The organism is Miltoncostaea oceani (assembly GCF_018141545.1).
Taxonomy (GTDB): Bacteria; Actinomycetota; Thermoleophilia; order Miltoncostaeales; family Miltoncostaeaceae; genus Miltoncostaea; species Miltoncostaea oceani.
Genome location: NZ_CP064356.1, coordinates 2455922 through 2477253, shown reverse-complemented (window position 1 = coordinate 2477253; position 21332 = coordinate 2455922). Strand labels below are relative to the sequence as shown.

Annotated in this window: 16 protein-coding genes; 5 read left to right on the top strand and 11 right to left on the bottom strand. The window is 73.2% G+C overall.

Annotated elements, in window-relative coordinates; translation table 11 throughout:
* Positions 1 to 11: 11 nt before the first annotated feature.
* Genes IU369_RS12635 through IU369_RS12625 form a run of 3 tightly spaced genes read right to left on the bottom strand, consistent with a single transcriptional unit; the run spans position 12 to position 4277 of the window.
* Positions 12 to 2168, bottom strand: a complete 2157-nt coding sequence (locus IU369_RS12635; protein WP_217921339.1) for a GNAT family N-acetyltransferase — start codon at positions 2166 to 2168, stop codon at positions 12 to 14.
* Positions 2165 to 3451 carry an ABC transporter ATP-binding protein gene (locus tag IU369_RS12630; protein ID WP_217921338.1) on the bottom strand — a complete coding sequence of 429 codons (1287 nt, stop codon included), beginning with the start codon at positions 3449 to 3451 and terminating at the stop codon, positions 2165 to 2167. Before IU369_RS12630 ends, IU369_RS12635 begins: the two co-directional genes overlap by 4 nt.
* Positions 3441 to 4277 (bottom strand): ABC transporter permease, encoded by an 837-nt coding sequence (locus tag IU369_RS12625; RefSeq protein ID WP_217921337.1) that lies wholly within the window; start codon positions 4275 to 4277, stop codon positions 3441 to 3443. The genes IU369_RS12630 and IU369_RS12625 overlap by 11 nt, the downstream gene beginning before the upstream one ends.
* A 140-nt stretch (positions 4278 to 4417) precedes the next feature.
* On the opposite strand from IU369_RS12625, the gene IU369_RS12620 reads away from it, so the two are divergent.
* A complete protein-coding gene (locus IU369_RS12620) occupies positions 4418 to 5560 on the top strand; it encodes a glycosyltransferase family 4 protein (RefSeq protein ID WP_217921336.1) in 1143 nt (380 codons plus the stop codon).
* On the opposite strand, the gene IU369_RS12615 is transcribed toward IU369_RS12620, so the two are convergent.
* The 4 genes from IU369_RS12615 to IU369_RS12600 are packed head-to-tail and all read right to left on the bottom strand — an operon-like array spanning position 5546 to position 11398.
* The gene (locus IU369_RS12615; protein WP_217921335.1) at positions 5546 to 8542 is read right to left on the bottom strand and encodes a tRNA wybutosine-synthesizing protein 4 beta-propeller domain-containing protein; all 2997 of its coding nucleotides are present in this window, start codon (positions 8540 to 8542) and stop codon (positions 5546 to 5548) included. The two genes, IU369_RS12620 and IU369_RS12615, sit on opposite strands and share 15 nt — an antisense overlap.
* The gene (locus tag IU369_RS12610) at positions 8539 to 9363 is read right to left on the bottom strand and encodes a glycosyltransferase family 2 protein (RefSeq protein WP_217921334.1); all 825 of its coding nucleotides are present in this window, start codon (positions 9361 to 9363) and stop codon (positions 8539 to 8541) included. Before IU369_RS12610 ends, IU369_RS12615 begins: the two co-directional genes overlap by 4 nt.
* Complete coding sequence (locus IU369_RS12605; protein ID WP_217921333.1) at positions 9360 to 10526, bottom strand: glycosyltransferase family protein; 1167 nt, start codon at positions 10524 to 10526, stop codon at positions 9360 to 9362. Before IU369_RS12605 ends, IU369_RS12610 begins: the two co-directional genes overlap by 4 nt.
* Complete coding sequence (locus IU369_RS12600; protein ID WP_217921332.1) at positions 10523 to 11398, bottom strand: beta-1,6-N-acetylglucosaminyltransferase; 876 nt, start codon at positions 11396 to 11398, stop codon at positions 10523 to 10525. The genes IU369_RS12605 and IU369_RS12600 overlap by 4 nt, the downstream gene beginning before the upstream one ends.
* Positions 11399 to 11461: 63 nt before the next feature.
* Here IU369_RS12600 and IU369_RS12595 point away from each other — a divergent pair, with 63 nt between their 5' ends.
* The gene (locus IU369_RS12595) at positions 11462 to 13930 is read left to right on the top strand and encodes a glycosyltransferase (protein ID WP_217921331.1); all 2469 of its coding nucleotides are present in this window, start codon (positions 11462 to 11464) and stop codon (positions 13928 to 13930) included.
* Here IU369_RS12595 and IU369_RS12590 read toward each other — a convergent pair.
* From IU369_RS12590 to IU369_RS12580, 3 genes are all read right to left on the bottom strand, one after another.
* Positions 13914 to 15077 carry a glycosyltransferase family 4 protein gene (locus IU369_RS12590; RefSeq protein ID WP_217921330.1) on the bottom strand — a complete coding sequence of 388 codons (1164 nt, stop codon included), beginning with the start codon at positions 15075 to 15077 and terminating at the stop codon, positions 13914 to 13916. The genes IU369_RS12595 and IU369_RS12590 overlap by 17 nt on opposite strands.
* An 82-nt stretch (positions 15078 to 15159) precedes the next feature.
* The gene (locus IU369_RS12585) at positions 15160 to 15903 is read right to left on the bottom strand and encodes a class I SAM-dependent methyltransferase (RefSeq protein ID WP_217921329.1); all 744 of its coding nucleotides are present in this window, start codon (positions 15901 to 15903) and stop codon (positions 15160 to 15162) included.
* Complete coding sequence (locus tag IU369_RS12580; protein ID WP_217921328.1) at positions 15900 to 17252, bottom strand: glycosyltransferase family 2 protein; 1353 nt, start codon at positions 17250 to 17252, stop codon at positions 15900 to 15902. The genes IU369_RS12585 and IU369_RS12580 overlap by 4 nt, the downstream gene beginning before the upstream one ends.
* A gap of 84 nt (positions 17253 to 17336) precedes the next feature.
* Between IU369_RS12580 and IU369_RS12575 the strand changes: the two genes are divergently transcribed.
* Positions 17337 to 18170 carry an ABC transporter permease gene (locus IU369_RS12575; RefSeq protein WP_217921327.1) on the top strand — a complete coding sequence of 278 codons (834 nt, stop codon included), beginning with the start codon at positions 17337 to 17339 and terminating at the stop codon, positions 18168 to 18170.
* Positions 18170 to 19405, top strand: a complete 1236-nt coding sequence (locus IU369_RS12570) for an ABC transporter ATP-binding protein (protein WP_217921326.1) — start codon at positions 18170 to 18172, stop codon at positions 19403 to 19405. Before IU369_RS12575 ends, IU369_RS12570 begins: the two co-directional genes overlap by 1 nt.
* 3 nt (positions 19406 to 19408) lie before the next feature.
* On the opposite strand, the gene IU369_RS12565 is transcribed toward IU369_RS12570, so the two are convergent.
* Complete coding sequence (locus IU369_RS12565) at positions 19409 to 20389, bottom strand: glycosyltransferase (RefSeq protein WP_217921325.1); 981 nt, start codon at positions 20387 to 20389, stop codon at positions 19409 to 19411.
* An 89-nt stretch (positions 20390 to 20478) separates the two neighbouring features.
* On the opposite strand from IU369_RS12565, the gene IU369_RS12560 reads away from it, so the two are divergent.
* Complete coding sequence (locus IU369_RS12560) at positions 20479 to 21291, top strand: class I SAM-dependent methyltransferase (RefSeq protein WP_217921324.1); 813 nt, start codon at positions 20479 to 20481, stop codon at positions 21289 to 21291.
* The last annotated feature ends 41 nt before the right edge of the window (positions 21292 to 21332 follow it).

Here is a 21332-nt window from a genome sequence, read left to right as displayed (position 1 = left end):
GCCGGTCCGCCTCAGGCGGCATCCGTCGCCCGGCCGGAGGCCCGCCGGAGGTGCGCCGCGACCCGGGGGCCCTCCTCCAGGATGGCGCCGACGACCCGACAGACCCGCGTGACGTCGCGCGGGCTGACCGCGGTGCCGGTCGGAAGGCACAGCACCCTCCCGCTCACCTCGTCGGTGACCGGGAGTGCACGGCCCCCGCGGGCGAAGGATTCGCGGTACGGTTCGGAACGGTGGCAGCCGGGATGGAAGTACCGCCGGGCGCGGATGTTGTCCGCCCAGAGGGCCTCGGTGAGCTGGTCGCGGGAGAGTCCCGCCTCCGGACCGACCTCGAGCACGACGTACTGGTGGTTGCCCGTCTCCCCCGGGGGGTGTCGGGTCAGGCGGATCCCGGGTAGGCCGGCGAGTCCCTCGGCATAGGCCGCTTCGTTCTCGGCGTTCGCCCGCGCGAAGTCGTCACGTGACTCCAGCGATGTGAGGCCCATCGCCGCGCTCGCCTCCGGCATCTTCGCGTTCGTGCCGGGGCCCTCAACGAGGTCGAAGTCCACGAAACCGAAGTTGCGCAGACTCCTGCACCGGTCGGCGAGTGCGGCATCGGACGTGACGATCGCCCCGCCCTCGAAGGCGTTGACGAACTTCGTCGCGTGGAAGCTGAACACCTCCGCTCTCCCGAAGCGCCCGATCGGTCGGCCCCCGAGCGTGCATCCGAAGGCGTGCGCGGCATCGAAGATCAGGGACAGCCCGTGCCGCTGCGCGAGGCCGTCCAGGGCGGCGGCGTCGCACCCCCGGCCCCAGAGGTGGACACCGACGATCCCGGTCGTCCGGTCCGTGATCAACTCCTCCACCCGCGCCGGGTCGATGAGGTGGGTCTCGCGACCGATGTCGCAGAACACGGGGGTGAGTCCCTGCCACGCGAGTGCGTGCGCGGTCGCGACAAACGTGAAGGCCGGCACGATGACCTCGCCGGACATACCGCACGCCCGGGCGAGGATGTCGAGGCCGGTGGTGCCGCTGCTCGTCGCGACGCAATGGGCCACACCGACGACCTCCGCGACGCGTTCCTCGAACTCCTGCACCAGCGGTCCGTCGTTGCTCAGCCATCGGCGGTCGAGCATGCCCTCGATCCTCTCCATGACACGGGACCGGTCGCCGATGTTCGGGCGCCCAACGTGGAGCGGCTCGTCGAACGCCGGTCGCCCACCCAGGACCCCGGGGAGGGTCGCCGGGGGCGGGGCCGCGGCGTCGCGGACGACGCGTCGCGTCCGGGGCGGTCCGGAGCGGTAGGCGGGGAACCACTCCCCCCGGTCACCCCCCGGCGTCAGCGAGCGGTAGGCGCCCCGGTCGAGGATCCTTCCGCACAGCCACGCCTGCACCTGATCGGTCGCCCAGCCGCGCTTGAACCGCGCCAACCCGTCCCCGTCGGGATCCTCGGGGTCGGATCCGCCTCCGAGGAGGGCGACGTCGGCGCCCGTCTGCGCGAAGTGGTCGAGGGCACCGTACATGAGGGCGTAGGAGGCGCCGAGCTCGTACCCCGTCGGGTCGCTCGCGCCGAGGTGGTAGTGGACCCCCGATCCGTCGGAGTACCAGACGGCCATGGCGTGTGTCCGTCCTCCGCGGACGGCCCGGAGCACGGTGGCGCCGGGGATCTCGAGCTGGCGGACCAAGGCGTCCGGCGGGAACGCATGGACACCGGTGAGGGAACTGCGCACGACCAGGTGGGTGTACATCTCCGCCCACTCCGCGCCGGCCCGTCGGGGCGTGTCGAGGACCTCGACGGTCACCGCGTCCCGGGCCAGGCGCAGGCGTCGTCGGTGGTGGCGCGACAAACCGGCGGACCAGGAGGACGCGAGGTCGACGACCCAGTGGGTCTTGTAGGGGCGCACGAGGTCCGGGAACGCCCGCTGCAGGAGGCCTGGATCGTGGTCGCCGAGCGGGTCGGGGACCGCCGTCACGGACACCGCCTCCGTCCGGAGCTCGTCAAGGTCGTCCCCGAGTCGATCCCAATCGTGGCAGGCGAGCAACGGATAGGGGCCGACCGCGTCCCGCCGGGTCGTCCCCGGGATCGGCCTGACGACGACCGATGCGCCGCTTGCCCGCAACCAGCGCGCCTGCCCGAGGTGACCGAGGGTGCGTGCGTAGTCGGGGTGGGCGTAGCCGCGCGGCCCGCTCACGTGGCGACCCGCCCCGAGGGTGGACCCTCCTGCACGAGGTCGGAGCTCCAGTCGAGGCGCGGTCGGACCGCTCCGGCCCACCCGCCGTACCAGGAACCCCTCCCCTCGAGGTCGTCACGGATGTTGAAGGTGACCAGTTCGGACAAGCCGAAGACGACTTCGGTGTCGTTCCGCACCACGAGCATCTCCACGGTGTGGACCCCGTCGTTCATCAGACGCGCCGGGACCGAGCAGACCTCGCGGTAGAGGCCGGCGGGTCGCGGCAGGCCCCGTCCGGGCGTGGAGTCGAGGGGCGCGGCGTTGAAGACGAGCACCCCCTGCTCGTTGTAGACGTGCAGGCTGAGGTCGATCCGCGCCCCGGCGATGAGGTTCCAGTACTCGATCTCGATGTCGAACGGGGTGCCGACGTCGATCGGATCGTCGGCGCTGCCGCCGACGGGACGCACGCGTGCGCGGCGTACCCGGACGTGCTCGTCCCCCGGTGCATCCGCCGGGTCGGTCCACGACCGATCGTTGTCGGGCGAGAACGACGCCTGGAGGTAGCGCGACACCACGTCGCCGGCGGGACCGTCGGCGACGACGCGGCCGCCCTCCAACCAGAGGACCCGGTCGCAGAGGCTCTCGACGGCCGCCATGTTGTGGCTCACGAAGAGCACCGTCCGACCTTCGCGTGCCACGTTGCCCATACGGCCGAGGCACTTGCGCTGGAACTCCGCGTCGCCGACGGCGAGGACCTCGTCGATGACGAGGATCTCGGGCTCCAGGTGGGCCGCCACCGCGAAGGCGAGGCGCATCTGCATGCCCGTCGAGTAGCGCTTGACGGGTGTGTCGAGGAACCTCTCGATCTCGGCGAAGGCGACGATCGCGTCGAGGTTGCGCCGGATGTCGGCGCGGCGCATGCCGAGGATCGCACCGTTCAGCAGGATGTTCTCGCGCCCCGTCAGTTCCGGGTGGAAGCCGGTGCCCACCTCGAGCAGGGCCCCGACGCGGCCGGTGACCCGCGCCTCGCCCTCGGTGGGCTCGGTGATCCGCGAGAGGACCTTGAGGAGCGTGCTCTTGCCGGCGCCGTTGCGACCGATCACTCCGACCACCTCGCCCGACCGGACATCGAACGTCACGTCGCGCAACGCCCACATCTCGGCGCTCGACTCCCTCGCGACGTGTCGCCGGCGTCGCCCGAGCGACGCGATGCCCTCTCGGAGCGTGCGGTAGCCGTTGGCCTCACCGAGCCGGTAGCGCTTGCCGATGCCGTCGACCCGCAGGGCGAGCGGTTCAGATGACATCGGCGAAGGTGCGTTCCATGCGACGGAAGTAGAAGAGCCCGCCGATAAGGGCGGAGGTGGTGACGACGATCGACAGGGCGACCATCGTCCCTGGCGCCGGAGTGGTGCCGAGGAGGGCCCACCGGAACCCGTCGATGACGCCCACCATCGGGTTCAGTCCGTAGACGACGTCCCAGGGCGAGGGGACGAGACTCGTCGGGTACGCGACCGGGCTCGCGAAGAGCCAGAGCTGCACCAGGAAGGTCAGCGTGTAGCGGACATCGCGGTATTGCACGTTGAGCGCCGCCAGCCAGAGTCCCGCGCCGAGCGCCGCCATCGCGGCGAGCAGGACGAACGCGGGAAGCGTCACGACCTGCCACCCGGGCACGATGCCGTACGCGAGCATCACCGCGACCAAGACGACCATCGCGATCGCGAGGTCGACGAGGGTGGCCAGCACGGCGGCCAGGGGAACGGTGACCCGCGGGAAGTAGACCTTGTCGATCATCCCCTCCTCGGCGACGACGCTGTTCGCCGCCTGGGTCAGGCCGTTGGCGAAGAACGTCCACGGTACGAGGGCCGCGAAGGCGAAGACCGGGTAGGGCGCGCCGTCCGACGGGACGTCGGCGAGCCCGCCGAAGAAGATGCTGAAGACGACCATCGTCAAGGCCGGCTGGATCACCGCCCACGCTGCGCCGAGGACGGTCTGCTTGTACCGCACCTTGACGTCGCGCCAGGCCAGGAAGAACAGGAGCTCCCGGTACGACCAGAGCTCGGCGAGGTCGAGGGGCGCCCACCCGGCGCGGGGGGCGATCAGGGTTCCCTGTGGCTGGTCCGCCGTCCTCATCTCGGGCGAGGGTAGTCCACCGCCGCGTGTGGCCGCGCCGGTCGATCGGGGGGTGGGGAGCCCGACGGTGGACCGGTGCCGCCGCAGGCATCGGGCGGATAGCCTCCGGACCCGCCCGCCGCAGCGCGAAAGCGACATCCGTGACAGTCGATCCCCCACCCGCCGACGGCCGGCCGCCGCGCATCGCGTTCGTCCTCCCGTGCGTGCCCGAGGCGCCCATCGGCGGGTTCCGCGTGGCGTACGAGTACGCGAACCGGTTGAGCCGGCGTGGGTATGGGGTGGAGGTCGTCCACCCGAGACGCCCGCTGCGTCCGCGCTCGCTGCGGGCCAGGGCCGTCGGTCTGGCCGCCCCGCTGCGACGCGCCAGGCGGCCGGACCCGTGGAGCTGGTTCGCGTTCGACCCCGCCGTCGCCGTGCGCGTCTCGGATGGCCTCGCGCCCGCCGCCCTCGGCGGCGCGGATGTGCTCGTGGCCACGGCATGGTGGACGGCCCCGTGGGTCGCGCGCGCGTCCGGTCCCGGACGCGCGGGGCTCTATCTCATCCAGAGCCACGAGATCTGGGACGGTCCGGCCGCGGAGGTCGAGGCGACCTGGCGCCTGCCACTCGAGAAGATCGTGATCTCGCGCTGGCTGCAGCGCGTGGGGGAGGGCCTCGGGGTCGGCGACCGGATCACCCGCATCCCCAACGGGATGGACCTCGACCACTTCCGCACCGTGGTCCCGATCGACGCGCGTGACGACGCGCACGTCGGCTTCATCGATCGCGACGAGCCCATCCGTGGGCGCGACGACGCCCTGGCGGTGCTCCGGGCGGTCCGCCGCAGGGTCCCCCGCCTGCGCGTCACCGCGTTCGGTCAGCGCCGGCGCCGGCGGGATCTGCCCTCGTGGATCTCCTACGAGGAGGACCCGTCCCAGGACCGGATCCGGGATCTCTACAACAGCTTCGCGGTGTTCCTCCACACGAGCCACCTGGAGGGGTGGGCACTGCCCCCCGCGGAGGCCATGGCATGCGGCTGCGCCGTCGTCGCGGCGGCGAACGAGGGCGTCGTCGAGTACGCGGACCCGTCCAACAGCCTGCTCGTCCCGGTCGGTGACCGCGCCGCGATGGAGGACGGCCTCGTCACGTTGGTGGAGGATCCCCCCCGCCGCAGGGTCCTCGCGGCGTCGGGCGGTCGCGCGGTGCGGACGCTCGACTGGGATCGGTCGGTCACCGCGATGGAGGCCGTCGCGGTGAGGGCTCTGGCGGCGTCGCGTTCGGCCGGTGGCCCCTCAGGGCACGGGTGACAGGACGCTGACCCGCCCACCCCGTCCGTGCTCGGCGACGATCAGGCGACCCCCGGGGCCCTCGACGAGATCCACCGGATCGGAGAGGCCGCGGGCGAGCGGCGCCGGGGTGGCGGCACGTGTCCCGTCGGGTGAGAGGGCGACGCGGACGACGCTCGGACCCTCCCCGTAGTTGACCGACAGCAACTGGCCCCGGAGGCGCCCACCGAAGGCGTTCCCCCGGTACTCGATGATCCCGTCCGTCGATGTCCGCATCCCGTAGAGGGCGAGCGGACCCCGGCCCGGTGGTGCGCCGAACCGGCATTCGCCGCGCGCCGGGTCGGGGTGCCCGAGGTACGAGCCGCGGCGGACGAGCAGCAGGCGGTCCGGTGTCGTCGCCGGATCGTGAGCCGTGGCGTCCGGGCAACCGTCGGCGGGCCCGGGAGCGGTTCCGTAGTACGCGTTGCCGCCGTTGTCGTTGACGTAGAGCCGCCCGTTGCTGTGCCACACGAGGTCGTAGCCGTTCCGGACGCCGGTCGCGAAGGTCTCCAACGTGCCGGGGACGTCGGCGGGATGGGTCGTCACGTCCGCACCGGCCTCGCACCCGTCGCCGACGTCCTCGTCAGCGGCGCAGGGCGACCGCCAGCGGATGCGCGAGGAGGCGGACACGTCGATCGGCCGGGCGATGCGGTCGGGACGAAGACGGATGACCGCCGCCGAGAACGTGGTCTCCGGGTAGTGGGAGAAGTACGTCGACGGTGCCCCATGGTTCGTGTTGGCGCCCACCGTCAGGTACAGCCAACCGTCCGGCCCGAGAGCCAGTCCGTTGGGGCTGTGGAACTCCGCCGAACGTGGAAGGCCCCGCACCAGATCCCGACCGTCCGTCGCGTCGAAGCGTGGACCGCGGAGCATCGTGACGACACCGGACGCCGGGTCGGAGGGCACGCGTCCCGGCTTCCCGTCCGCCACGAACCGCGGGTCGCTGTGCGTGACGTAGAGGACGGTCCCGCCGGGGGCGTCGGTGTCGGACGCGACGGCGACGCCGGTGACCTGGCGGCCGCGTGTCGTGCTCGGACGCCCGTCGGAGTCCCGATTCGGGCGGCGGGCGATGGTGGTGATCGTTCGCTCCAGGACGGGCGTCGCCGTACCCCGGAGTCGGAGGACGTGGATCTCCCCGCCCAGCTGCGCGACGTAGAGCCGGTTGTCGGGGCCGCGCGCCAGGGACGTCGGCTGCCACGGGCGTCGTGCGCCCACGTCCGGTCCCTGCAGCAGGGTGCGACGGCGGCCGAAGCGCAGGGTGGGCGCGGGCGCGAGGTCGGCCAGAGTGGCGGTGTAGGTCGCTGTGCCGGGGAGGAACTCCACGCTTCCACCCGTGACGAGGAGCCGGCCGTCGGCGACACCGGCGAGGGGTGACTGGAGCCCCTCGGGCAGCGGCCGGAGCGCCTCCCAGGAGTCGGCGCGCGCGTCGTAGGCGAGGATCGATGAGACCTCCACCTGCTTCTGGGTCAGCCCCGCTGCGACGAGTATGCGGCCATCCGCGGTCACGGTCGACGCCGATATGTGCCCGATCGGCTGGGGCAGCGGTGCGCGTTCGGTCCAGCGATCCGTTGCGGGGTCGTATGACACGACCGTGGTGCGGTTCCCGTCGACCTCGTCGGCCTCGTGCTGGCCCCCGATCGCGTAGGCGAGGCCGCCGAGCGCGACGCCCGCCATGTGGTTGCGCGGGTCCGGCATCGGGGCGGCCGGGGTCCAGCGGGTCGGCCGACGGAGGTCGAGCACCCAATGGTCCCCGTGGTCGACGTGGATCACGTGCCCGGCCTCCCGGGTCGTTCCGCCGAAGTAGTGGAGCCGATTCCCGAGCCGCACCAGGGCACCCCCTGCGCGCGCCGCCGGCAGGTCCGGTCCCGGCGACCAGCGGTCTCGTTCCGTGTCGTAACGCCAGACGTGGTCGGTGCTCGGCCCCGGGTTGTCCCCGACGAAGCCCCCGGCGATCCAGATCTCCCGACCGGCGACCGCGGCGCCGGCGTGCGTGATCGGCTCGGGCATGTCGGCCACCCGGCTCCACCGGTCACCGGCCGGGTCGTAGACGTCGGACCGCGTCGTCGCGCGCACGTTGATGTCGACGAAGCCGCCGAAGACGAAGAGCCGCCCGCCTGCGACGCCGCCCTGCGACTCGTAGCGCGGGACCGGCGCCGCGGCCCGCGGCGACCATCCCGCTGCGGACACGGCAAGCGGCAGGACCGAGAAGTCGGTGTAGGCGACCTGCACCGGCGGGACGCCGTCGGTGCTGCCCGTCACGACCCCCGCGCGTGATCCCGCCGCTGGTGGTGCGAGCAGGGCGGCGGACCCGAGCACGGTCAGCGGCCCGCCCTCGGGGCCGTAGTGTGCGGTCACGATGCCGCGCGGCGGATCGACCACCATCCTCAGGGTGACCGACCCGTCCAGGGGTGGGAGCGGCCACTCCACCTCGGTGATCTCGCCCCCCGTCTGGCGAGTGAGGACGGCGCGCAGTTCCCGGTCCGCACCCTCGATCGTCAGGCTCGCCGCGTCCGTCCCGGTCGTGAACACACCGCCGTACTGACCGTCGAGATCGAACACCAGCGGACCCTGGAGGGTGGCCGTCACCGCGTGGGGTGCCCGACCGTCGTACCGGACCCATGCCGCGCCGTCCCTCCGCGCCGCGCCTGCGGATCCCTCCGGCGCCCGGATCGTCAACGCACCCGCCGCCACGTCCCGGTCCGCCGTCGCGCCGGATCCCCCCTTCACGGATCCGGTCCCGGTGAAGCCGGTGACCTCGCCGTCACGGTCCACGATCCCTCCACGGCCCGCACCGTCGAACGCGAGGCGTAGCGGGAGCGGGGTGACCTCGCCGGCCGCGGGCGGCAGTGCACCCTCCTCCGTGTCGTCGGCGCGCCCGGTCAGCATCAGGGCGGCGGCGGCAGCCGCGCAGAGTACGGCGGCCGCGATCGCGACGACGACAGTCCGGTTGCGGGCGCCACTCACGAGGGACCGAGACCTCGACGCGCACGGCCGACGTGCTTCAGCCGCAGCATCAGGTAGCTCAGGCCGAGCGCGAGTCCGGCCCGTGACACCGGTTGGCCGGCGAGCCGCCGTCGGTAGCCGTGCGTCGCCACGGCGTCGGGCACGTAGGTCACGCGCCAGCCCGCGGCACGTACGCGCAGCGCCCAGTCGGCGTCGTCGAAGCCGTAGCCCCCGGGGGTGCTGAAGCCGAAGCGCTCGTCGAAGCCCCCGATCCGCTCCACGACGGCGCGGCGGAAGACCATCGCGGCGCCCAGCAGGTACTCCACGTCCATCGTGCGGGTGTGGTCCTCGCCGATCATGAGGTAGCGGCGGCGGGCGGACCCCGCGTGGAGCCGGCCGAACGCGGGAAGGCGGTTCGCCAGCAGCGCCACGGGCGAGGGGACCCGCCGGCAGCTCTCCTGGAGCGTGCCGTCCTCGTAGAGCAGGCGGGGACCGACGAGACCCACCCCGGGGTCCGCGTCGAGGTGGTCGCAGAGCAGGTCGAGGGCGCCCGGGTGGACGTAGGCGTCGGAGTCGAGCATCGCGATGATGCGGCCGCGGCAGAGCCGCATGCCCTGGTTTCGTGCGACCGTGACGCCCCGGTTGTCGGGGTTCGCGACCACACGCACCCCTCCCGCCCGGGACGCGAGCATCGCGTGGGTGTCGTCGGTCGATCCGTTGTCGACCACGATGACCTCCTGGCCGCCCCCCGCCGGGTGCCGCTGCAGGGCGTCCAGGCAGCGCTCCAGCTCGGGCCGCTCGTTCCAGGAGATGACGACCACCGAGAGGCGCGGTCCGGTCACGGACCGCTCCGCGCAGCGAGGCGCTCCGCGATCACGCGCGAGAGCTCCTCGACGCGGTGTGCCCAGCTGTTGACGCGCGCCACGGCGCGCCGTGCGTCCGCGTCGACCGGGGCCGCGAGCGCCCGCGACACGCCATCGACGAACCCCGCCGGCCCCGTCCCGGTCTGGACGAGGTCCGCGAACTCCTCCAGGTCGGGAAGCGGCACGCTCGCGATCGGTAACCCCGCCGCGAGGTACTGGTGCAGCTTGGCCGGATACGTGTATCGCGTCATGGGCTGGTCGGCGTACGGCAGCAGTCCCACGTCGAACGCCGCGAGCACGCCGGGAACCGCCGCGATCGGCACCTGCGGGTGGATCACGACGTTCGGCATGGCGCGGAGTGCGGTGACGTCGACGTCGGTGACGGGTCCGACGACCGCCACCGTCGCTCCCGGGAACGCCGCCGCCACGGCGGTGAGGAGGTCGGGGTCGATGCGGTGGTCGACCGACCCGAGATAGCCGATGACGGGTCGGCGCAGACCGGTGGTCCACGCGGCGGGCGTCACGCCGCTGGTGTACGCCTCCGGATCGACGCCGCTCGGTATGCGATGGACGTGCGGGTGCAGCGGAGCACGTTCGCGCTGCAGCTCGATCCCGTCCACGACGACCAGGTCGGCCGCCGTGATCAGCCGCCGCTCCACGTCCCGCGTCTCGGGTGGGGCGGTGGGCCGGTCGGGGTGGGACTGGGTGCAGTGGTAGAGGACGAGGTCCTCGCCGAGGTCTCCCACCAGGTCGAGGGAGGCGCGGCTCGGCGTGTAGATCCACAGCAGGCGGGGGTGATCGTCGGGCCCCATCCGGCGCCGGAGGGTCCGCGCCAGCAGCGTCCGGTTAAGGGCTCGGGCAGGCCGCGACCGCGCCCCGGGGACCAGGAGAGGCGAGACGATCTCGACCCCGGCGGGCGCGACCTCGGCGGGTGCGCTCCGTCTCCGGCCTGCGAGGCCGCGGGCGACGCGTCCGGCGGCCCGGCGGGCGTCGGAGGGGCGGAGCCGGCGCCAGGCGAGCGTCTCGACGTAGATGACGCGGTTGCCGACCGCGCCGAGCCGCGCGGCGATCTCCTGGGGGCCGTGCCACGGGGCGTCCCAGTCGCAGGCCGAGAGATAGACGACGCTCGCCCCGGTGATCATCCGGGGCGCCTCTCGCGGGGCGTCGAGGTGTCGCGCAGCCGCGCGTCGACGGCATCGAGGAAGCCGGGGTGGACCCGTTCGTCGAACTTGCGTGCGAAGGGCGCCGTGGCGGCCGCCATGGCCTCGAGGTGGTCCGGTCCGAGCGTCGCGGGGTGCGAGCCGCGCGCCGTCCAGTCCGTGAAGTGCAGGTCGTCGTCCACGACCGTCGGCGCCAGGGGCGAGCTCATGAGCAGGGACTGGAAGAACATCTCGTCCGGGATGAAGACGTATCGGAAGAAACGGACGAAACGCGGGTCGTCGCGGCAGGTGCTCCGGACGAGCTCCATCCCCGCGCGGGAGAGCCCCCAGAAGGCGGAGCCGCGGTGGGGTCGGTAGCCCGCCGGGAACCGACGCGGTGCCGGCAGGGGCAGACGCCGTGGGGGGAACGCGAACCGCGGGCGTGCGAAGTGCCAGCGCTCGTAGCGGGCGCTCTCATCCGGGAACGAGGCGTCGGGGAGCAACGTGTGCTGCAGGTGGCAGCGGACCGCCACCCGCGCGAGGGCGTCCTCGACGGCGTGCGTCGGACGGATGGGGTAGTCCTGGCCACTGAGCAGGACGGCGACATCGACGGCGGGGCGGGCGGCGAGTGCGGCGTCGATCGCGGTGAGCGTCGCCTGGACCGACCCGAAGCCACCCCAGTGGACCCGCCGGCGCGGCATGTGGTGCACGTCGGACAGGTGCGCGAGGCCGCTGACCACGTGCCGGTGCTGCGCGTCGGGGGATTTGCGGTCGAAGTGGATGTAGAAGGATGACCGCGGCGAGTGGAGCGCCTCCACCAGACGTACGAGCTGATCGGGCAGAGTGTGCGCGTGGATGATGTAGGCGATCCTCACGTCGTGCGGGCGCCGGTGACCGCCCCGTACGGGCGACCCCACGACGAGAGGACCTGAGGAACGGTGACGAGCCACCTCGACCACGGAGCCGGGCACCGGGCGACCGGTGCGGGGGCGGCGCCCCCCCGACGCATGCGGGTGGTCGGAGTCGACATCGAGTCCTCCATCGACGAGCTCTCGCTCGACGGCTACGAGGGCGCCCTGATCATCGCCTTCCGGGACGATCGGCCGGTCGGCGAGCTGATCGTACAGCGCGGCCCCGAGCGCACGGATCCCTCGCAGGCGGAGGATTCCCTCACGCGGCGGATGCGGAGGACGCTTCGGCCGGCGGTCTCCCGCGACGAGCTGGAGCAGGCCGCGTGGGCCGCCGTGGGCCGGTACTGGGAGGCCCTCCCGCGCCCCGCCGTGACGGTCGCGGTGTGCACGCGGGACCGACCCGCCCAGCTCGAGCGCTGCCTGCGTGCCCTCTCCGCCCTCGATCCCGCGCCCGCGGACGTCGTCGTCGTCGACAACGCGGGGCGCGTCCCGGTGCGCCCCCTCGTCGAGCGCTTCGGCTTCCGCTGCGTCGAGGAGCCCAGAGCCGGTCTGAACAACGCGCGCCGCCGCGCCATGGCGGAGTGCACGACGGACTTCCTGATCTACACGGACGACGACTGCCTGCCGCACGAACGCTGGCTCGACGGCCTGCGCCGTCACTTCTCCGATCCGATGGTGGCCGCGGTCTCGGGCCTCGGGTGCCCGTACACCCTCGATTCGGAGGCGCAGGTCGCGTTCGAGACGGCGGTGGGGTTCAGCAAGGGGTACCGCACCCGGCGCGTGGACTGGCGGTCTCTCGCGCCGGTGAGCGCCGGCAACGTGGGCGCCGGGAACAACATGGCGTTCCGCCTCGCCGCCCTGGAGGGGCTCGACCCGTTCCCACGCGAGCTCGACGCGGGGACGCCGACGGCATCGGGGGGTGACCTCTACGCCCTCGCGGTCGTCCTCGCCTCCGGCCACAGGGTCGTCTACGAACCGTCGCAGCTGGTCTGGCACGACCACCGCGCCGACATGCCGGAGCTCCGGCGCGTCATGCGCGGCTACGGACGCGGGATCGGCGCGATGCTCGCCCGCTCGGTCGTCGCCGACCACGAACTGCAGGCGTTCCGCGCCATGTCGTGGCCCCTCCACCACCTGCTCGTCGAGACCGTTCGCATGCGCCGCGGGGAACGCCGCCGGATCGACGTCGTTGGCGGCCTCGAACTCGTCCGCGGCTGGGTGGAGTCACCGGTCACCTGGGTTCGTTCGATGCGGCGGCAGGGTGTGTCCGCGCGCCGACCGGTCGCGACGGCGGCGCCGCCGCGGCCGCATCGTGTGATCGCCGCCCGGATCGAGGGGGGGCCGCCGGACGTCAGCGTGGTGATCCCCACCCTCGGTACGCGTCCCCGTTCGTTGGCCGCCACGCTGTCTGGCCTCGCCGAGCAGACCCTCGACCGCGACCGCTTTGAGGTGATCCTCGTGCCGAACGGCCCGGCGGCCGGCGACGTCGGCGTCCTGGCGGGAGTGGACCGGACGCTCCCGCAGGTCGAGGCCAGTCTGGCCGCGGCCCGGAACGCGGGCGCGGGGGCGGCGCGCGGGGATCTGGTGGTGTTCCTCGACGATGACATCGTCCCGGAGCCCGCGGGGCTGGAGGCGTTCCTCCGCGCACACCGGTCCGGCCCGGGCGTCCTGCTCGGACCGTATCCGCCGGCCGGGCTCGGCGGGAGCCTTGCCGAGCAGATGGCGGGACGGTGGTGGAACGACCACTTCACCCGTCAGGCGCGGGCGGGTCACCGCTTCAGCTTCACGGACCTCGCCGGGGGCTGGATGGCGCTCCCGGCCCGGTTGATGGAGGAGACGGGGGGGTTCGACACCTCGTTCGACCACCGGTCGCGACGCGAGGACTGGGAGTTCGCGTGCCGGGTGCTCGCCGACGGGGTGCCGTTCGTCGCCGTGCCGGACGCCCGCGCGTCGCACCATCACGAGATCACCGTGGCGCGCCTGCTCCGGGACAAGCTCGCCGAGGGCTACGCGGACGTCCTGCTGGCGGACCGCCACCCGGCGGTGTGGGGGGACCTCCACCTCGGGCGGCTCGCGACACCCGAGCGGGTGGGGACGCCCGCCTGGAGGGCGGCGGTCGCCGCGGGGGAGCGGGCGCTCGGTCCCGTCGCGGGTCCCGTCCACGCGGCGCTGCGCGCGGCGGAGGCGACGGGCTCGCGCTTCGCGTGGCAGGCGCTCTTCCGGCGCGTGTCGGGTGCGGTCTACTGCGTCGGCGTCCAGCGCGCCCTCGACGACGGCCATCCCCTCCCGGCGCCGTCGTCCTCGCAGACCGTCGTCGATCTCGCCGGGGCGGTCGTCCGGACGTCGGACATCGCGATCGGGGAGGTCAGCGTCCGGCGGGGTGGCGCGGAGCTCGCCGCGTTCCGGCTGCCCGATGGCCAGTGGGACGGCGAGCTGATCGTCGAGCGCCTCCTGGAACGGGAGGAGGCGCTGGAGAGGTTCACCCCGGCGGCGTGACGCCCCGGGCGACGAGGAAGTCCCGCAGGCGGGCGCCGACGGACTCGAGCGAGAAACCCTCCTGTGCGCGCCGCAAGGCGTGCTCCCGCATCGCCGCCCGCCGGTCGGGGTGCTCCAGCAGCCCGACGAGTGCCTCCGCGAGAGCGTCGGGATCCTCGCAGGGCACGATCAGGCCCCCCGAGCGCTCACCCTCCGGGAAGATGTCGGCGACCCCCGGCGCGTCGGCCGCCACGACGGGCAGGCCGCACGCGATCGCCTCGACGGGGGCGACCGGGAAACCCTCGTGACGTGAGGGGAAGACGTAGACGTCCCCGGCGGCGAGGAACCGCCGCATGCGGCCGCGGTCCAGGACGAACTCGTCGCGCCAGTCGACCGATCCCGCCGGGAGCGTGCCGACGAGGCGGGCCATGTCCGCCGTGTCGCGCCCCGATCCGATCAGCAGGAGGACGTCGCGTCCGGGGCGCCGGGAGGAGACTCGCCGCCACGCCTCGACGAGGACGTCGAGGCCCTTCTGGGGTATGTCGATCCGGCCGTGCCACACGACGACGGTCCGTCCGTCGGCGACGGCCAGCTCCTCGCGCGCGGCGCCGCGGTCGCTGGGACCCCATTCGGCGAGGTCGAGGGGGTTCGGGATGGCGGCGACCTTCCCCGGCGGGGGGTGGTAGGTCGACCGGACACGGCCGCGCTCGCGCGACGAACCCACGATCAGGCCGGAGGAGAGGCGGATGGTCAGCGGCCGGAGCGGCTTCTCGAGGGCGTTCGGGCGGTCGCCCCCCTGGAACGTCCCGAAGCAGGGGATGCCGAGGACCCGTCCGGTGAGCACGCACGCGTCGAACCGCGGGTACTCGTACTCCTGGCAGATCACCGCGCGGCAGCGCTCGGCTCTCAGCGCGCCCGCGAGCCGGACGGGCGGCGTCGCGAGCAACGGCGCCAGCCGCAACCGTCGACCGCGGGTGGCCCGGAAGGCCCGCGCGGCCGGCAGCACCCACATCGGCGCGCCCGTGTCCCGGTGGATCCATCGCACCGGGCGCCGGACGCGTGCGGAGACCAGGACGAGGAACGGCGACATGCCGGCGCTCTTGAGGGCCTCGACGTACCCGAAGGTCCACCCGCCGGTCATGTCGTCACGGAAGCCCTCCAGCGTCACGCCGATGGTGTCGAGGTAGTCCTCGAAGACGTCGCCCCACGGCAGCAGGGCGACCGCCGGGCCCCTCGCCGCGTCGACGCGCTCAGGCGCGGCGCGCGTCCCAGCGGTAGGCAGTCTCGGTGCCCGGGTCGGTCGCCCGGTGGCGGGCGTACGCGAACCAGGTCACGGGCGACACCAGGGTGCAGATCAGACGACGGAGGGGGCTGGGCAGCCGCGAGAAGGCGATGTCGTGGGGGATCGACGTGACCGGCGTGATGAAGGTCGCGGTCGTGACCGGTTCCGCTCCGACGAGCGCGGCGAGTTCCCCCCGGGCGTACCCGCGTCGCACGTGCCCCCACTCGTCCATCATCGACCGATCGCTCCGGCAGATCGGCTGGAGCCACCGGCGCGACGGGAACCGCCACGTCTCGTTGGGGGTCGTGAGGAGCAGCACGCCGCCGGGTCTCAGCACCCGCAGCGCCTCGTCGATCGCCGCGCGGTCATCGGGGATGTGCTCGATCACGTCGAACATCGTCACGGCGTCGAAGGTCGCCGCCTCGAACGGCAACGCCGTCGCGTCGCCGTGCACGAACCTGGTCCGTCCGCGGTTCGGTGGCGCGGCGGCGAACGAGGGATCGATGTCGACGTTGACGACCCGGGCGCCGGGGTAGAGGAGGGCGGACAGGCCGCTCCGGCCGCCTCCGACCTCGAGGACGTCTCGCACCTCCCGATCCGGCGCGACCCGGTGGATGGCGCGCATCTTCTCCCGGAAGTAGAAGCCCTCGGTGTAGGGGTGGGGGAAGGGGTTGCCGCGCAGGAAGCGCCGGAGGGGTGCGCGGCCGGTCACGCCCGTGCGCTCCGGGGCGCCGGCTCGGTGATCGCCCGGCCGACCGCCGGCGCCCGCCGGCGGCGCACGGCGAGATCGACCCGGGCCGCTCCCCGCAGGTAGCCGGTGAGGCCTGGCCGCGACATCCCCCACGGCGAGGCGTCGCCCGATGTGACGCGTCGCGCGAGGTCGGTGGCGATGTGGCGCGGCATCTCGAGGTAGGCGCGACGCAGCTCGCCGATCCGGTGGTGGCGGGCGTACTCGACGAGCAGCGCGGCCACGTGGCCGCGCACGTAGTCGTGGGCGAGTCGTCGCAGGCCCGCGATGTCGGCTCGGTGGTGGTGGTGGACGACGGCGGTGGGCTCGTAGCGGCAGACCCCTCCGGCCATGAGGATGCGGAGCCACAGCTCCGAGTCCTCGCTGCAGCCCGTCGCGCCCGCGCCGAGCCGTTCGTCGAACAGGCCGACCCGCTCGAAGGCGCTGCGCCGCACGGCCATGTTGGCCCCCGCACCGACCTGCCAGACCGGCACCGCGCGTCCCCGCCAGGCCGTGACGAACCGCGAGTCGAAGGTGATCGGCCGGTACCCCTGCGAGAAGCCGCCGAACCCCTTCTCGAACAGCACCTGGGCGGGTGAGGAGAGGTCGGCCGGGAGGACGAGACCCGTCGCGGACCACACTGCCGGATCCTCGAGGGGGCGGACGATCCGCCACAGCCAGTCGGGATGGACCTCGGTGTCGTCGTCGGTGAACGCGATGGTCGCCCCCGATGCTGCGGACACGCCGGTGTTGCGGGCGTGGCTCAGGCCGCGACGCGGCTCGGGGACCCAACGCACGCCGGGCCCCGTCGCGGCGGCGACGACGTCGCGGGTCGCGCCCGAGGCCGGCGCGTTGTCCACGACGATGATCTCGTCCGGTGCGACGGTGCCGCGCGAGAGCGACGCGAGACAGCGGGCGAGCTGTTCGGGGCGTTCACGGGTGCAGACCACCACCGAGACGTCGAGCGGCCACGCGGGGGGGTGGAGTGCCGGGGCTCCCGCGAGCGGGGCGAGGCGCGCCGGATCGGGAGACCAGTCCTGGAAGCCGGCCGGTGGGGTGACCGGGGGGCGCGCGCCCGGGAGCGGCGGCGCGGCGGGAAACCCGCCGGGGAGCGTGTGGTGGGCGACCGCCGGCCACGTGGCGTCCGCGACGGCGCGCTCCACGCCGCGCCGATCGGCGAGGGTTCGCGCGTCGAGCTCGACGTGGCCGATCGGCAGGCTCCGCCACCAGAGGGGGGCGAAGACGTCCGGGCCGTCCGCCGTCGTGTCGAGCAGCGTGTCGAGTCCGTCCGCCAGGTCGACCGGGACCAGTCGCATCGGGGACGGGGCGGTCACGGGCCGACCGTACCAACGCACCCGCCGGCGCACACCCCGTCGTTCGGGCGGTGTGATCCGTCGTCGTGCCCCTATCCTTGACCGATGGCGATCGACGTCCGGGAGCGGTGGACCGAGAACCCCCCCTCGGGCAGCGTGCGTTGGCAGCGCACCCGGGAGCTGTGGGACGCCCGCGAACTCGTCGGGTTCCTCGCGTTGCGCGACCTGAAGGCCCGGTACAAGCAGGCGGTCTTCGGTTTCGGCTGGGCCGTCGTGCAGCCGCTGGCGGGTGCGCTGGTCTTCGCGCTCGTCTTCCGGGGGCTCGCCGACGTGTCGAGCGACGGACTGCCCTACCTGGTCTTCGCCCTTGTCGGCTTCGTCGTCTGGTCGTACTTCTCGCTCAGCCTCAACTCGGCCACCAGCACCCTGATCGTGAACTCGTCGATGGTGACCAAGGTGTACTTCCCCCGCATCGCCGCCCCGATCGCGGCGCTGCTCCCCGGGCTGCTCAACATGGCGGTGGGGTTCGGGGTCGTCGCCGTCGCGATGGTCGTCTTCGGCGCCGCCCCGACGCTCGCCATCCTCGCCCTGCCGCTGTGCGTGCTCGCCGCGATCCTGGTCGCCCTCGGGCCGAGCCTGATACTCGCGACCCTGCACGTGAAGTACCGGGACGTCGCCGCCGCCATCGGACTCGTCACGCAGATGTGGCTCCTCGCGAGCCCGGTGGCCTACCCCAGCAGCCTGGTCCCCGACCGGTGGCAGTGGCTCTATGCGATGAACCCCGTCGCGGGGCTCATCGACGTGACGCGCTGGTCGATCGCCGGTGGACCGTGGCCGGGTCCTGACCTCGCCATCTCCGCCGGCGTCGCCCTGGTGCTCATGGTGTGGGGGCTCGTGTACTTCCAGCGGGCCGAGCGCCGCTTCGCGGACATCATCTGATGGCGCCACCCCGGGTCATCGTCGACGGCGTCTCCAAGAGGTACCTGCTCGGTGAGCACCACGGGGGGCAGGGCAACATCCGCGACGCCGTCACGACCCGCGTGTCGCGATTGGTGCGCGGCACCCCCCGGCGCGAGCCGGCCGAGGTGTGGTCGTTGCGTGACGTCAGCCTCGAGATCGGTGCCGGCGAGGCGTTCGGCGTGATCGGTCGCAACGGTGCCGGCAAGAGCACCCTGCTCAAGCTGCTCAGCCGGATCACGGAACCGACGTCGGGGGTCGTCCGGATGCGCGGACGCGTCGGTGCGCTGCTCGAGGTCGGCACCGGCTTCCACCAGGAGCTGACGGGTCGCGAGAACGTCTACCTGAACGGCGCGATCCTCGGCATGCGAAGGCGGGAGATCGACCGCCGGTTCGATGAGATCGTCGCCTTCGCGGGGATCGACGGCTTCCTCGACACGCCGGTGAAGCGGTACTCGACGGGCATGTCGATGCGGTTGGCGTTCGCGGTCGCCGCCCACCTGGACACCGACATCATGATCGTCGACGAGGTCCTGGCCGTCGGTGACGGGGCGTTCCAGCGCAAGTGCCTGAACCGGATGGGCGAGCTGGAGGGCGAGGGCAGGACGGTCGTGCTGGTCAGCCACAACCTCGATGCGATCTCGCGGCTGTGCGGTACGTGCGCCTGGCTCGACCACGGACGACTGCGCGCCGTCGGCCCGACGTCGGAGGTCATCGACGCCTACGTCTCGGCCGGTGTCGAACCGGTCGCACGCCGCGAGTTCGTCGGCGCCGACGCCGGTCCGGTGCGCCTCCGCTCGGCGGCGATCGTCGACCGCCACGGGCGGTCGTCGGCGGTCCTCCCGCGTGATCAGCCGTTCGACCTCGAGGTCTCCTTCGAGGTCCGGAGCCTGGTCCCCGCCCTCGACATCGGCGTCTACGTCGAGGACTTCCGCAACGTGAGGGTCCTGGACGAGGCATGGTCGGACACGTTCACGGGGGATCGTGGCGAGCCGGGTGAGTACGTCGCCCGCCTGACGATCCCCCCCGTCCTGCCGGTGGGTGACTACGCGATCGGGATCTGGATGGCGTCGCACGAACTGCTGGCGCATGAACCGGAGGCGTTGCTCGTGCGCCTCGACGGGACCATCGCGCGGAGTTCGGACGGGGTGGTGCAACTCGGCCTGCCCTGGCACGTGGAACGCCATGCCGACGTCGCGGCCGAGGAGCGGCGCTGACGGTCAGACGCGCCTCGTCCGGGGCGCGGCGATCCCGAGCAGCCGGGCCCTCCGTGCGCGACCGCCGCGGGCGAGTCCCCAGAGACCCGACGCCCGGCCCGCGAACCAGTTCGCATCCATCGCCAGGTCGGTGAGCCCGCGTCGGCGCATCAGGGCGCGGGTGGCGTGGCGGGACAGCGTCGCCGCGTCGCGGCCGAGGTCACGGGCGGCGCCCCGTGCCCAAGCCCCCTCCGAACGGGGACCCGCGAGCGCCTGACCGTAGACCGATGACGCCCCGAGTCCGCGCACGACCGCGGCGACGTAGCGCCGGCGCGTGCGCTGCGCGGGGATCAGGTGCCACAGGCGGCAGCGCCCGGCGTACCAGAGCTCGTATCCCGCGCCGGCGACGCGGGCGGCGATCTCGACGTCGCCACCGGAGACGAGCCGTGCGCCGACGCGGTCGTCGAGCTCCGGCCGCTCGAGCCACCGCGAGTGCGTCAGCGCCTCGCGCCTCACGACCATGCCGGCCCCCGCGACACCGGTGACCCGTCGTTCGCCGTCGCCTTGGTCCTGCTCGGCGAGCGCCCAGCCATAGCGCGCGATGACGGGCTCGGGCTCCCGCTCCCAGCGCAGGATCACCCGGCTCCCGAAGGCGCCGCACTCGGGGTGTGTGGAGGCGAACCGCGTCGCCTCCGCAACCCAGGTGTCGTCCAGGATGCAGTCGTCGTCGACGAAGGCGATCCAGTCCGCGTGGGTGGACCGGACACCGCGCAGACGGGCGTGGGTCAGCCCCTGCGTGTGTTCCACGACGCGGCGCAACCCGGGGATCGCCCCCGCCGCGACGTGTCGCTGCACCAGCTCCGCCGTCGCGTCCGTCGAGTTGTTGTCGACGACGACCACCGACCAGGTCATCCCGGGGGGGACGCGCTGGACGGCGAGGGCGTCGAGCACCTCCGCGAGCACCGTCGCCCGGTTGTAGGTGCAGATGACGATGTCGATCTCCATCCGGCCACCTGCCGAGGCGTTGTCCGGTCGATCCCACACCCGTGGCGTGGGCGGCGGCGTGGGCGTCCGCAGACCCTACAATCCGTCTCGTGCTCTACCGGCTCAAGGTGCGCGTGATCACGACCCGTCCCGGGGCGTTCGCATGGCGGCGCTGGCACGCGGCGCGCGGCGGCCGCGTCGGCAGCTACGCGATGCTGCCGGACCTCGTCCGGGCCCACGCCCCCGGTCGCACGTTCGCGGACGTCGGGTGCATGTGGGGCGTCAACGGCGAGTACTCGTTCGTTGCGGAGGCGGCCGGCGCGACTCGGGTGACGGGCATCGATGTCTTCGGGCCGACCCCGGAGTTCTCGGAGCGGCGGGAGCGCACGGGGTCGCGTGTCGAGTTCGTGTTGGGGGACATCGGCTCGGCGGGGACGGTGGAGCGGGTGGGGGAGACCGACGTCGTCTTGTGCGCGGGGGTCCTGTACCACCATCCCGCCCCGTACCTGCTCCTCGTCGCGTTGCGGCGCCTGTGCACCGGCACCTTGATCCTCCGTTCCTCGACGATCCCCGAGGTCGGGGGCGTGAGGGGGATGGCGGTCTTCTGGCCCCATCTCGACGAGGACCAGCGGAGGTTGTGGAGCCTCCGGCGTCTCGGCATGGCGGCGCAACTCGGGATCACCACGCCCTTCGAGGACGACGAGGGTTACGGAAACTGGTTCTGGGGTCTCACGCCGAGTGCCCTGACCGCCCTGATGCGGCTCGCCGGGTTCGCGCCGCAGGAGGTCTACCGGGAGGCACTCGCGACGACCGTCGTCGCCCGGGCCGGCGCGCCCTCGTTCGGGCATCGCATGCTCGACGACGAGGAGGCCGCGCGCCTCGCCGCGGACATCTCACGCACCGGGCGGGCCCGCCCCGCCTGACGGATGGGGTGTGCGGGGGCCGGTGACCGATCGCCGGAGGG

Excerpts from the sequence above, each read along its gene's own strand:
- IU369_RS12630 (WP_217921338.1), bottom strand. The coding sequence starts at position 3,451 with ATGTCATCTGAACCGCTCGCCCTGCGGGTCGACGGCATCGGCAAGCGC.
- IU369_RS12570 (WP_217921326.1), top strand. The coding sequence starts at position 18,170 with ATGGCGCCACCCCGGGTCATCGTCGACGGCGTCTCCAAGAGGTACCTG.
- IU369_RS12575 (WP_217921327.1), top strand. The coding sequence starts at position 17,337 with ATGGCGATCGACGTCCGGGAGCGGTGGACCGAGAACCCCCCCTCGGGC.
- IU369_RS12565 (WP_217921325.1), bottom strand. The coding sequence starts at position 20,389 with ATGGAGATCGACATCGTCATCTGCACCTACAACCGGGCGACGGTGCTC.
- IU369_RS12605 (WP_217921333.1), bottom strand. The coding sequence starts at position 10,526 with ATGATCACCGGGGCGAGCGTCGTCTATCTCTCGGCCTGCGACTGGGAC.
- IU369_RS12625 (WP_217921337.1), bottom strand. The coding sequence starts at position 4,277 with ATGAGGACGGCGGACCAGCCACAGGGAACCCTGATCGCCCCCCGCGCC.